Origin of the sequence: Stenotrophomonas sp. 2619, assembly GCF_040548725.1 — a bacterium.
Classification (GTDB): Bacteria; Pseudomonadota; Gammaproteobacteria; order Xanthomonadales; family Xanthomonadaceae; genus Stenotrophomonas; species Stenotrophomonas maltophilia_AP.
On sequence record NZ_JBEPSF010000011.1, the window covers coordinates 164898 to 178236 of the forward strand.

9 protein-coding genes are annotated in these 13339 nt (G+C 63.9%); 8 read left to right on the forward strand and 1 reads right to left on the reverse strand.

Features of this window, described 5'->3' with window-relative positions; translation table 11 throughout:
• Positions 1–10 precede the first annotated feature (10 nt).
• A complete protein-coding gene (locus tag ABIA71_RS12845; RefSeq protein WP_354285569.1) occupies positions 11–4033 on the reverse strand; it encodes an RHS repeat-associated core domain-containing protein in 4023 nt (1340 codons plus the stop codon).
• A gap of 764 nt (positions 4034–4797) precedes the next feature.
• Here ABIA71_RS12845 and ABIA71_RS12850 point away from each other — a divergent pair.
• The 8 genes from ABIA71_RS12850 (at position 4798) to ABIA71_RS12885 (ending at position 13211) form a co-directional block, all read left to right on the forward strand.
• On the forward strand, positions 4798–5334 hold the full coding sequence (locus ABIA71_RS12850) for a GNAT family N-acetyltransferase (RefSeq protein ID WP_128097645.1): 537 nt from the start codon (positions 4798–4800) through the stop codon (positions 5332–5334).
• Entirely contained in the window at positions 5331–5663 is a 333-nt protein-coding gene (locus ABIA71_RS12855; RefSeq protein WP_354285571.1) for a non-heme iron oxygenase ferredoxin subunit, read from the forward strand. Before ABIA71_RS12850 ends, ABIA71_RS12855 begins: the two co-directional genes overlap by 4 nt.
• 79 nt (positions 5664–5742) lie before the next feature.
• Complete coding sequence (locus ABIA71_RS12860; protein ID WP_354285573.1) at positions 5743–6135, forward strand: hypothetical protein; 393 nt, start codon at positions 5743–5745, stop codon at positions 6133–6135.
• Positions 6136–6294: 159 nt separating this feature from the next.
• Positions 6295–8592, forward strand: a complete 2298-nt coding sequence (locus ABIA71_RS12865) for a TonB-dependent receptor (protein WP_354285575.1) — start codon at positions 6295–6297, stop codon at positions 8590–8592.
• A gap of 49 nt (positions 8593–8641) precedes the next feature.
• Entirely contained in the window at positions 8642–9331 is a 690-nt protein-coding gene (locus ABIA71_RS12870; protein WP_354285576.1) for a Fe2+-dependent dioxygenase, read from the forward strand.
• Complete coding sequence (locus ABIA71_RS12875) at positions 9324–10043, forward strand: tetratricopeptide repeat protein (RefSeq protein ID WP_354285578.1); 720 nt, start codon at positions 9324–9326, stop codon at positions 10041–10043. Before ABIA71_RS12870 ends, ABIA71_RS12875 begins: the two co-directional genes overlap by 8 nt.
• Positions 10044–10195: 152 nt before the next feature.
• Positions 10196–10627, forward strand: coding sequence for a hypothetical protein (locus ABIA71_RS12880; RefSeq protein ID WP_354285580.1), 432 nt, complete (start codon positions 10196–10198; stop codon positions 10625–10627).
• 151 nt (positions 10628–10778) lie between these two features.
• Complete coding sequence (locus ABIA71_RS12885; RefSeq protein ID WP_354285582.1) at positions 10779–13211, forward strand: TonB-dependent receptor domain-containing protein; 2433 nt, start codon at positions 10779–10781, stop codon at positions 13209–13211.
• Positions 13212–13339 lie beyond the last annotated feature (128 nt).

Here is a 13339-nt window from a genome sequence, read left to right on the forward strand (position 1 = left end):
CAAGAAACTATCAATCAAGCACCGGAATATCTTCTCCATAGACATACTTTTCATAGCCCCAGCCCTCCTCGCCGCGATACTTATCTCTGTTCCAGAAATTCTCGGCAAAGTGCACCAGCTCATGCTCGATAGTTCGATTGAAATTACTCAATAAATCATATGCCCTATCGCCAGCTTCGAATCTATCAAAGTAGCTCTCATGTATATATATCTCACCACCGCCGGGAGTGTATCTACCATGATCATGGCGCATATTCATCGGCGTTATCACCGGACCTACGCAGGGCTCGAGAAGTCGGTCGAGATGACGTCGCCCTATTTTACCGAAGTACTCGAATCCGTCGTATTTCCTCTTGGTCATGCGACCCCTCATCTCGTTCAGGTAGGCAACAGTATTGGGGTACTTTGATTGAACCCAAGCGTGATATCTCAGCAGACCGAATGGATCAACATAGGAAAGCGGAGCCCCGCCCACATACGAGTATGTACTTATGCCCCCAGCCAGCCCAACAGGATCACTCTGTGAATACCGCCCCACCGCCGGGTCGTAATCCCGTTGGTAGTTGTAGAACATCCCGCTAGCGTCCGTGGCCTGTTGCCCCGGAAAGCGCAGCGCCACCTCGAAGGAAGCTCCGTCCCCATCCGCGTCCGTATTCGGCAACTGGTTACCAAACGCCTCCCCCTTGCTGCTCCACTCCCAGATCGCCACGTCACGGATCGGATCGATCACCACCCGCGGCGTACCCAAGTGGTCCGGTTGCACGTAGGCTACTTCCGGCACCCCAGCGCTCGGCGCATTGATCAACGCAATCGGGTAGTTGTCCAACCAGATTGCTTGCTGCAGTGGGTGACCCGCCGCGTCATAGTTGCCGATCCACTGCCCGGCTTCGTCATACAGGGTGACCTGGGCGTTTCCCGACAGAGGCTCGCGCAGGACACGCTCACCCCGATGGTTGTAACTATACTTTTCGACCACAACCCCCGCCTGTTTAACCGCGCTCATGCGATTGGCATCGTTGTATTCGAATTCCTTGGCGCCGATGCTCACGGTGTTTCCTGCAGCATTGTAGATGCGAACCTCCCCCGCCACCGACACCAAGTGGTGACTGTCTGCCGGGTAGATGTAGCTCGTGGTTCCCGACGCCGTCGTAAGTGAGGTTCGGTTGCCGGTCGCATCGTAGGTATAGGCCTCAATAGGCACGCTAGTGTCGCCGTCACGGGTCTCGGTCAAGCGCCCCAACGCGTCGTAGCCATAACTTGCCAGTATGGAGGTGCCGACACCGTTCTTGAGGTTGGTGATCGAGCCGACAGCGTCATAGCCGAAACCAATCGATAGACCGCCTGCAGATGCGTCATGCACAGCCTCTGGCCAATAGTTGAGATCAAACGGGCGATGCAATCGACGGCCATTGCCATACGTCCAACCAGTGGGAGGGCCGAAAGGCGCATGTGTCACCTCACTGACGACAACCTTGCGACCTTTTCCGAGCCGACTAAGTCCTACTTCGCGCACATGACCTTGGGCGTCGCGAACGTAATCGACCACACTCCCATCCGGGTAGGTAACTGCATCCAGCCGACCAAACTTCGTGTAGGCGAAGTGCAGCATAGTCGTGACCCCATCGACAAGCTGCGTTTTCCGAACCACCTGCCCGAAGCGGTCATAGCAGTATGAAGTGCGTCCTGATGCATACAAGACGGTTCCCAATCGGCCTTTTGCGAAGCGCTCGTCTGCCGCGCAGTATTCAGGCGCAACATCGTAGGTATAGCCAATATCCAAGTTCGGATCGGGGTAGGCAATGCCTATCAGACGGTTGAGAGCGTCGTAGTGGTAGGCAGTCTGGATGCCGCGCGCGTCTGTACGTGTCCTAAGATTACCGGCAGTATCCGTAGCGAATTTCGTACTACCTGTGTCGGGGCTCACCTGCCCCGTCAGGTGGCCAAATCCATCGTAGGTGTAGGACGTTCTCAACCCTTTGGGGTCAACCACACCGGACAGCTCATCGAATTCATTGTAGCTGTACAGAATTTCAGCTGCTACACCTTCAAGATCCGACCAAGCGCGGACAGGGCGTCCCAGTGGATCATGCTCAAGCCTGAAGACCCGCCCGAGTGCATCCGTCACTCCCTCAAGATTGTCGCTAGAGTCATAGCGGTGGATCGTCGAGTTCAAACTGGCATCTGAGCTTGCCCGCAACCTCCCAAATTCATCGTATGTCTTGGACAACGTGCGCACCAAGTTTCCAAGTCGATCTCTTCCATCCTCTTTCAGCCTGTTGCCCGCATCATCAAGCACAAACTCCACGACACCATCTCCAGCAGCGCCCACTGAAATCAATCGATGTGCAGGGTCATATGCAAACGCTACGGACTCGCCATCATTCCGCGAGACCTCGCTGATCAGACCCGTCGGCAGATACTTAATTTCGGTACGCGAATGTTCGCCATTACTGGTACCATCCGGCCCAGCAATGGTTACGGCAGATGGCCTACCCCTCAAGTCAAAGCCAAAATGCGAAGTCACTCCGTTGATGTCACGGATGGCAGTTACGCGACCGGCGAAATCGTAACTCAGAACCTCGGCGTACTGCCCAAGGGCGTTGACCGTCTTCCAGAGATCGCCTTTGCGATAGGAGCAAACCAAATTGATGCCACAGCCAGGCTCATCAGCATCGCGATAGATGAATCGGGTTACATCAACGACGTCTGACCTAGGCCCGTCTATCGACATCATCAATCCCAGCACAGGGCAAGCGCCCGCACCGATGTCCGCGGCTTCACAGTATTTGATCGATGTGACTCGGGCATCTTGAGAGCCAGTGTATGACTCGGTAAACGAAACCGGCTGTCCGCGACCATTGTATCTGGTATCCAACGACCGATTGCCTCGCTGAGAACGCGTTGTGCGCCCGGAACTCACCTGCACCCACTCCTGCGATATCCGCGCGTCCGGCGTCCCCGCAGCTTCAGTGGTCTTGGTCAGAAGCACCTGACCAAGAGCAGAGTCAGAGGTTAGGGAGTAGGCGTAGGTGGAGCGAGCTCCCATCCTACTCACTCGCTCTAGAGGTCGACGCCGGAAGTCGTCTCCAGATGCTGCGTATCGTATCGACTCCTCGCCACGTGAGTCAGCGATTCTTGAAACTTTCCTATAGGCTCCATCGGAGTTGAACCAGAATGTTTGACGCCGACCGTTTGGATCAGTGAAGACTGTTGACCCATCGGCCTGGTATGCAAATTCTCCGCGATACGTATCATCGGCATGTTTTGAGACTGTGACGAGTCCATCCACATTGTACTCATAGGAGCTATACCGTACGCCGGACTCGTCGATAATGCCGGTCAGGTGGCTTGGAAACCGGGAATCCTCATACTGGTACTCTCGAAAGGTGGCGTCTGGATACACGGCAGACACAAGCCGGCCATCACTGTCATAGGCATAGCCCACCAGCAGAACGCCCTCAACCCTCACAGCCGTCAACTGCCCCTGCCCACCCTGTGAGGCGTTGTCGTACTCAAAGGTGGCGCTTCGGCCGGTAGCGTGACGCACTCGGGTCAGTCTGCCGGTTCCATCGTAAGTCAGATTTAGCGTTCCGCGCTCTACATCCTCGACCTGAAACAAGCGGTTTGACTCGAATCGAAATATCGTCTTCGGGGTTACCACCTCGTACTTTCCGTTGGATATAGCGATCCGCCATCCTGATCCGTCGACGGCCTCGCCTTCATGGAAGGGCAGCACATCGCCATTGCCTTTGACCAGAGCAGCGTAAGACGAGGTTGATACGTATAGCTGCTGAGCCAACTCGTGCGTCCAAGCCGGGCCGAGTGCAGAATTTGGCGTAGAGTGCGACGAATGGTAGTGTCTGACGAAGCTAATCCAGGGCAACGCGAAATCAATTTCAGATTGATATTTATCGCCGGTGTTTACGTTGCATGGATTGTGCTGAAGATCGTTGGCTTGGCAGAACATGGGGCGGGTGGATAGTTTAGCGACCGCTTTACGCGTGCACGCCTTCTGATCATGGTCCCAGTCCATGTACTCCGGGCACTTCACCACGCGCTCTCGAAGTACCTGAGCAGGAATCCATCCGCGAGGGCAGCTTGGCGGAATCGAGATTTGGGCGTCGTACTGCCTTGTCTCTTGCCAACTATCCCCGCTGTACCACAATCCAGAATCGTGCCAACCCGCGCGCGGCTCAACAATCGTCTTCAGGGGACAATCTTTGCCATTGGCGTCAAAAGCGGCCTTAACCGAGTCAATCGCAGCTTCCAAACTTGCGTGGGGGTTGGACTGGGCGTGCTGCATCGTATACGTCCAGTTTCCGATTACTGGAGGACGAGGAATGGCGCCGTATACATAGATGGTTGAACTACCGGACTGCTCAATTCGCTGTACACGCTCGGCGAGGGCATAAACACCTCCCTGCGCCCTTACCGCGCTTAGTGCCGCCTGCTCGGACGGAAACTCTCCGGCGACCACATTGGTTGTCCATACCTGTGGGACTTGGCTGACTGCCGCTCGCACGATGGTAGTCGGCGCTGCACAGAGTCCCACGATAGCGGCTGCAGCACCGATTATTCTGTTGAACATTAGCGTTTCGTCCTTGATTTCCAGACACTTCCTGTTGAATGAGCTTCTGTCGCTCAGTGGGCAGCACTGCCTGCCACCACCACTGCGAAACTAGCACACGCTGACGGTCGTATTCAGGCAAAGTTAGGGATGCCCGTCACCTATCCGCCAATTTCGATGAGAACGCAGCGCCTCTCGCAGGAAGCATCCAAGCGCCATAAAATGCCGGCATGAGCACCCTGACCTTCCGCGCGGCCACTGCCGCCGACATCCCCGCCCTGATCGCCCTGGTCACCTCGGCCTATCGCGGCGACGCCAGCCGCGCCGGCTGGACCACCGAAGCCGACCTGCTGGACGGCGCCCGCATCGACGCGCAGGGCCTGCAGGCCGACCTGGCCAAGCCGCGTTCGACCATCCTGCTGGCCGAGCGCGAGGGCCAGCTGGCCGCCTGCGCGCACGTAGCCGACGACAACGGCAAGGGCTATTTCGGCATGTTCTCGGTCGACCCCACCCAGCAGGGGGGCGGCATCGGCAAGCAGATGATGGACGCCGCCGAGGCCCACGCCGCCCGCGAATGGGGCGTGCCGGTGATGCAGATGACCGTGATCGACGTGCGCGAGGAGCTGATCGCCTTCTACGAACGTCGTGGCTACGCACGCACCGGCATCAAGAAGCCGTTCCCCTATGGCGACGAGCGCTTCGGCATCCCCAAGCGCGACGACCTGCGCTTCGAGATCCTGGAAAAGCCGCTGGTGGTCCCGGCGTGAGCGACACCTGGACCTTCGTCTGCGCCAGCGCCGACCTGCTGCCGGGCGAGATGAAAAGCACGTTCGACGAGGTCACCGGCACCCCGATCGTGGTGTTCAACCTGGACGGCGAGCTGTACGCCCTGGAAGACCAGTGCACCCACGACGAATTCGAGCTGTCCTCGGGCACCTTTGATACCGCCGAGGCCAGCATCGAGTGCGTGCTGCACGGCGCCCGCTTCGACATCCGCGATGGCCGCGCCCTGTGCGCCCCGGCCTATTCGCCGGTGGCCAGGTTCCCGGTCAAGCGCGAACACAACGGGGTGTGGGCCCGCGACGACCGCGACTGAACAGCGGTGTTTTGAAAATGCGAATCGCTAGCATTACCATGTGCGCCGCGGCCGCCCGGCCGCGCCTGCCCGGTACCCTGTGTCCGCCACCCGTTCCGCCGTCGGTGTTGCTGCCCTGTGGGCCACGCTCTGCGTGGTGCTGCTGGCTGCGGGCTGGCTGAGCGACGCACGCGCCGGCGTCCCGCTGGCACCCCAGGCCGCAGCGCTGCCCGTGATGGCCCTGTCGCCGGCCGATGCCCCAGCCGCGATGCCGCAGGCACCGGCCCCCTGCCCGGAACCCCCGGCAAGTGAACCGCCTTCTGCCACTGAAGGCGGAACCGATCCCGACACCAGCGCCCACGGCATGACCCTGCGCCTGCGCCGCACCGCCTGGGTGGCGGTAGTGCCGCTGTGGCCGGCCGATGCGCTGCGCTGGCAGCGGATGGAACCGTCGCTGCGGCTCAACCCCGGCCACGCCCCTCCCCACGCCTGATCCCGCTGCCACGCCCCGCGTGGTGGCCCGGCCCTGCCTGCGCGTCGCGCAGCCAGCGGCCACGCCTTTTCGCTGCGTTTCCTCTTCCGTTCTCCTTACCTCCCCGCCGCGACCGCCTTTTCCGGCCATGCGGCGGCGTCCGCACCTTCAGGAATGCCCATGACCGTCCGCCCGACCCCGTTGTCGTCCGCCCTGCTGCTGGCCATCGCCGCGCCCGCCCTCGCCCACGCCGAAACCGATACCGCCGCCGACCCGCAGCGCGCGACTGAACTGGACGGCGTGGACGTGCATGCCGAACGCGTGCGCGCGCAATCGTCCAAGTTCACCGCGCCGCTGCTGGACACCCCGAAGTCGGTCAGCGTGATTTCCCAGCAGGTGATCGAGCAGACCGCCGCCACCACCCTGCTGGATGCGCTGCGCACCGTGCCGGGCATCACCTTCGGCGCCGGCGAAGGCGGCAACCCGACCGGCGACCGGCCCTTCATCCGCGGCTTCGATTCGGCCTCGGACATCTATGTGGACGGCATCCGCGACGCCGGCAGCCAGACCCGTGAAGTGTTCGCCATCGAGCAGATCGACGTGGTCAAGGGCCCCAGCTCGGCCTACTCCGGGCGCGGCTCGGCCGGTGGCACCATCAGCCTGGTCAGCAAGACCCCGAAGCTGGACAACTTCGTGCAGGGCTCGCTGGCCGCCGGCACCGACAACTACTACCGCGGCACGCTGGATGCCAACCAGGTGATCGGCGATGGCATCGCCGCGCGCGTGAACCTGATGAAGCACGACGCCGACGTGGCCGGCCGCGATGAAGTCAACAGCAGCCGCTGGGGCATCGCCCCGTCGCTGGCATTCGGCCTGAACGGTCCGACCCAGGCGGTGATCAGCCACTACCACATGGAAACCGACGACCTGCCGGATGCCGGCGGCTTCCCGTACAACAACCCGTTCGCGAGCGGCCCGAACCTGCCGTTGAATGGCGACGGCAGCCCGATCGTGACCAATCGCGACGCGTTCTACGGCCTGGTCGACCGCGACTTCCAGAAGACCCGCGCCGACATCACCACCTTGAACCTGTCGCATGATTTTGGCGGCATCGTGCTGCGCAATATCACCCGCTACGGTGACACCCGCAACGACTACCTGTGGACCCAGCCGGACGACAGCAAGGGCAACCCGAACCTGTTCGGCACCGTCTGGCGCCGCACCAACTCGCGCGCCACCCAGACCGACAGCGTCGTCAACCAGACCAGCGTCACCGGCGAGATCGAGACCGGGCCGCTGCGTCACAGCTTCAACGCGGGCGTGGAGTACAGCAGCGAAAAAACCGTGCGCGGCAACTTCGTGATCGGCGATGTGGTGCGCCCGAATGGCCAGACCACCGGCGGCACCAACAACCCGCTCACCGGCAACCAGAGCTGCCCCACCACCGGCGCGGCCACTGGTTACAACTGCACCGACCTGACCAACCCGAACCCGCACGATCCGTGGTCGGCCAGCCACACGGTCACCCGCAGCAACCCGCTCAACGACGTGCGCCAGACCACCCGCACCAAGTCGGCATATGTGTTCGACACCATCAGCTTCAGCGAGCAGTGGATGCTGAACCTGGGCGCGCGCTTCGACGACTACAACGTGCACCTGTTCACCCCGACCGCGGCGGCCAACGCGCAGCACCTGCGCAACGACACCTCGTTCTGGAACGGCCAGGCCGGGCTGGTGTTCAAGCCGACGCAGAACGGCAGCATCTACCTGTCGTGGGGCACCTCCTCCACCCCGGTTGGCGTGGACGGCGGCGACGGTGCCGACGGTATCACCGCCACCATCCAGGACCTGGACCCGCAGCGCAGCCGCAACATCGAGCTGGGCACCAAGTGGGACCTGCTGGATGCGCGTCTGTCGTTGACCGGTGCGATCTTTGAAACGGAAATGACCAACGCACGCGTGGTCAGCGATGCGGGTACCACCCAGAATGCCGGGCGCAAGAAGGTCAAGGGTGCCGAGATCGGCTTCAGTGGCACCATCGTGGACGGCTGGCAGGTGTTCGGTGGTTACACCTACCTGGACGCCGTGGTCGAAGACAACGGCTTCGTCAACACCGGCACCACCGCCGCCCCGGTCTGGACCGCCTCGCCCTTCAACGGCAATGCCTTCCCCAATACCGCCAAGCACAGCGCCAGCCTGTGGACCACCTGGTCGCCGTCGTTCGTGGAAGGGCTCAGCCTGGGCGCCGGTGCCAACTACGTGGGCAAGGTCTACGGCAACGTCAACAACACCAAGTGGGTGCCGTCCTACACCCGCTGGGACGCGATGGTCGGCTACGCCTTCAACCCGCGCTACAGCCTGCAATTGAACGTGCAGAACCTGACCAACAAAACCTACTTCACCAAGGCGTACGCTTCGCACTACGCCGCCATCGCACCGGGCCGTTCGGCCACGCTGGCCTTCAACTTCAAGTTCTAAGCGATACGTTCCCTCCCGCACCCCGGTGCGGGAGGGGCTGGAGCCGATCATGCTGCTGCACATCCCCGACGTCCTCACCGCCGACCAGGTCACCCTGGCCCGCAGGCAGTTGGCCACGGCCGGCTGGACCGACGGGCGCCTGACCGCCGGCTACCAGTCCGCGCAGGCCAAGCACAATCTGCAGTTGCCCGAGTCCGATCCGGTCGCACGGGCGGTCGGTTCGGCCATCCTGGAGGCACTCGGCCGCAACAGCACCTTCTTTTCCGCCGCATTGCCGCGGCGCATCTTTCCGCCGCTGTTCAACTGCTACCAGCCCGGGCAGAACTTCGGCTTCCATGTCGACAACGCCGTTCGCTACGACTACAGCGCGGCCGGCCAACCGCAACCGGTGCGCACCGACCTGTCGGCCACCTTGTTCCTGAGCGACCCGGACGAGTACGAGGGCGGCGAACTGGTCATCGAAGACACCTACGGCAACCAGCGGGTGAAACTCCCGGCCGGGCACATGGTGCTGTACCCCGGCACCAGCCTGCACCAGGTCACCGCGGTCACCGCCGGCGCGCGGCTGGCCTCATTCTTCTGGATCCAGAGCATGCTGCGCGACGATGGCCAGCGGCGCCTGATGTGGGATCTGGATACCTCGATCCGCCGCCTCACCCACGACCACCCCGAACACCCCGCGCTGGTCAACCTGACCGGCGTGTACCACAACCTGCTGCGGCAATGGGCCGATGTCTGAGCCCGCACTGCCAGCGCTCGACGTGGCGGCACTGGCTGACCAGTTGCAGCACGATCCGGCCGCCGCACTCGCCACGCTGGACGCCACCGCCCAGCGCGGCGACCCGCAGGCGCAGTTCCTGCTCGGCCAGGCCCGGATGGAAGGACGCGGCATCGCGCCCGATGCCGCCGCAGCCGTGCTCTGGTTCGAGCGCGCCGCCAACGGTGGCCTGGCCCTGGCCATGAACATGCTCGGGCGTTGCCACGAACTCGGCACCGGCACCCCGCTCAACCTGGCGCTGGCAGCGGTCTGGTACCGCAAGGCCGCCAACCATGGGCTGGACTGGGGCCTATACAACCTGGCCAACCTGCTCGGCACCGGCCGCGGCCTGCCGCGCGACGACGCCGCCGCGTTTGCGCTGTACCTGCAGGCCGCGCGCGCCGGCCATGCCAAATCGATGAACCTGGTCGGGCGTTGCCTGGAAGACGGCGTGGGCGTAGCCGCCGATCCCGCCGCGGCGCCGGCCTGGTACCGGCGCTCGGCCGAAGCCGGCGACTTCCGCGGACAGGCCAGCCATGCCTCCCTGCTGCTTGCCGCCGGGGATGTCGATGGGGCGGCCGACTGGCTGCAGCGCGCGCTCAGTCATGGCAGCCCGGCATTCCTCGCCCACCTGCGCCCCTCGCTGGCGGCGTCACCACACCCGCAGATCCGGGCCCTGGTAGAGCGCCCGTAGGCGGATCCATCGGCAAGTCGCCTATTCGCAAATCATTCCTATTTGCGTCCGCAAACGTATCTCACTACAATCCGCCGCGCCACGCCTTCGTGCGCGTGGCGCGGGACATCCGTGTCCCCCTTCGCCGATTGTCCAGAGCCGGGAAACCCCCCTTGCGCCACCCGCACCGCCACCGCAGCTTCGCCCCCGCCATGCGCGGGCAGCGTCCGGCGTTGGCGAGCGTGCTGGCCTGGCTGGCCCTGCTGGCGATGCTGTTCACCGGCCTGCCGGTGCTGGAACACGCCGTACCTGGCAGCACCGCCGTGGTGCTGCAGATGCCGGTGGAAGAACGCCCCGCCGGCGGCGGCGAAACCGCACCGCAGGAAGACGCACCGGCCAAACTGCGCCGGGTGGCGAGCGCGCGGGCGGCAAGCAGGCCGCTGCCGCCGCTGCCCGAACCGGTGGATGCACTGGGTGCATTGATGGCCACCCTGATCGCGTTGCCGCCGCAGGTATCGCCGTCTGTTGATTCGGCGCCGGCCACGCCGCTGCCGTCGGCCCCGGGGCTGCGCGTACAGCGCGGCCAGGCGCCACCGCAGGGCTGATCCCGCGCATCGCCTGCGGCGCCATCGCGCCGTCGATGCCGATCACCGCCTGCCTGCCCGCCCTGCGGGCTCCTTCCTGATCTGTGGTGCGTGGCGTGGCCTGCCGGCCGCGCCCGCCTGCGTCCGTCTGCTTTCCTTCGAGGTTATTGCCATGGCCCAGCGCCAGCGTCGTCGCACGTCCCTTTCCCGTTGCTCGCTGAGCATCGCCCTGCTCGGCGCGCTCAGTGCCCCGGCCTTCGCCAACGGTGCCGCTGCCGGCGCGCCGACCACGCTGGACAAGGTGGTGGTCACTGCCGCCGGCTTCGAGCAGAAAATCACCGACGCCCCGGCCAGCATCAGCGTGGTCAGCCGCGAGGAACTGAGCAAGCGCCCGTACACCAGCCTGGTGGATGCGCTGCGCGACGTGGAAGGCATCGACGTGGGCATGGAAACCACCGACAAGAACGGCCGCGCCACCATCTCGATGCGCGGCATGCCCTCCGAATACACCCTGGTGCTGATCGACGGTCGCCGCCAGAGCAACGTGGGCCAGCTGTACCCGAACAACTTCGGCGGCGGCCAGTTCGCCTACCTGCCGCCGCTGGATGCGATCGACCGCATCGAAGTGGTGCGCGGCCCGATGTCCACCCTGTATGGCTCCGATGCGATGGGCGGGGTGATCAACATCATCACCCGGCGCAACCAGGACAGCTGGCACGGCTCGGTCACCCAGGGCTTCACCGTGCAGCAGGACGACCAGTTCGGCGATGCACGCACCACCGACGTGTACCTGACCGGCCCGTTGCTCAAGGACCGCCTGGCCCTGGCAGTGCGCGGCAGCTACTACGACGCCAAGGCCTCCAACCCGGAATGGGACGACCTGCCGCTGCCGGACGGCACGCTGTGGGAACGCAGCATCGGCTTCGGCGGTGGCGGCAAGGCGGTGGCCAACACCAACTGGAACACCGGCCTGCGCTTGAACTGGACCATCAACGACGACCACGACCTGAGCCTGGACTACGACGTCTCGCGCCAGAAGTACGACAACAGCGAAGGCCAGACCGGCACCCTGGACAGTGCCGCCAGCCTGTGGCGCGTGGGCAATGCGACCCTTCCCAACCCGAACGGCAGCGGCACGATCACCCGCCGCGTGGTGCAGCCGCGCGTGGGCTACACCGCCTACCAGCGCTACGAGCGCGACCAGCTGGCGCTGAGCCACCAGGGCCGCTACAGCTTCGGCACCTGGCAGACCACGCTGACCCACACCACCAGCAACAACCTGGGCCGCTCGCTGCCGCTGACCCTGGATGAGCGCGCGGACCTGCAGACGCTGTGGAACGACGTATGCCGCCGCACCGGCGCGGCCGCCAACTGCGCCGCGGGCCGGGGCAATGCGCTGACCGCGCTCAATGCCAGCGAGCAGGCCCGCCTGCAGGCGTTCCTGCCGCGCCCGCTGCGCACGATGGAGCTGGAAGGCTACGTGCTGGACACGATGCTGGACATGACCTTCGGCGCGCACAAGCTGACCGTGGGGGGCCAGTACAACGACACCGACATGGTGGACGGCGTGTTCGGCATGGACGGTGCCGGCTACCGTGACAACGTCAAGCAACAGCACCGGATGTGGTCGGTGTTCGCCGAGGACAACTGGTCGCTGACCGACACGCTGACCGCCACGGTGGGCGTGCGTTACGACGACCACAACATCTTCGGCAGCCACGTCAGCCCGCGCGGTTACCTGGTGTGGAACGCCAGCGACGCGTGGACGATCAAGGGCGGCGTGAGCACCGGCTACAAGACGCCGCGCCCGGACCAGCTGTTCCCCGGCGTGACCGGCTTTGGTGGCCAAGGCGTACTGCCGCTGGTGGGTTCGCCGAACCTGCAGCCGGAAACCAGCACCAACTACGAAGTGGCGGCGTACTACGAAGGCAGCGACTGGGGCTTCAACGTCACCGGCTTCCTCAACAAGTTCGACGACAAGATCGCCAGCGGCGGCACGTTCCCGAACTGCGAAGTGGCTCCGGCCGGCAGCGGGTACTGCGTGGACGTGGGCCCGGGCTGGGCGGCGTTGGGCTACAGCACTTTCAGCCAGAGCGTGAACATCGACAAGGCCGAAACGCGCGGTGTTGAAGCGGCGGCTTACGTGGACCTGCTGGACAGCCTGCAGCTGCGCGGCAACTACACCTATACCAGGTCCGAGCAGACCAGCGGGGTGGACAAGGGCAAGCCGGTGGGCGGTACGACCACGCCGGCCAGGCACATGGCCAATGCCAGCCTGAACTGGCAGCTCAACGATGCGATCAGTCTGTCGCTGATCGGCGAAGGCCGTTACGACCGCTACCGCGACACGCTGGTGGGCAACGTGGGCGGGGTGAGCACCTCGCAGGTGCGCTACTACGAGGACTACACGATCTTCCACCTGGGTGGCAGCTGGAACATCAACCGTCGGCTGACGCTCAATGCGCGGGTCAACAATCTGTTCGACAAGAACTTCGTGTCGCAGTCGTGCGTGTTGATCAGCGACAGCGAGTACAACTGCGTGGACGATTACGCGACCAAGGACCAGCGTCGCAGCTACTGGGTGTCGTTGAACGCGAAGTTCTGAGGAACAAGTGCGTCGGGGCTTTTGTGGGTCTATGGCTGGGTCGGTGGGGGGGGGGGGGGGGGGGGGGGGGGGGCGCGCGGGGGGGGGGGGGGGGCGCCGCGCGCCCAGCCGGAGGCGGGGGCCCCCCC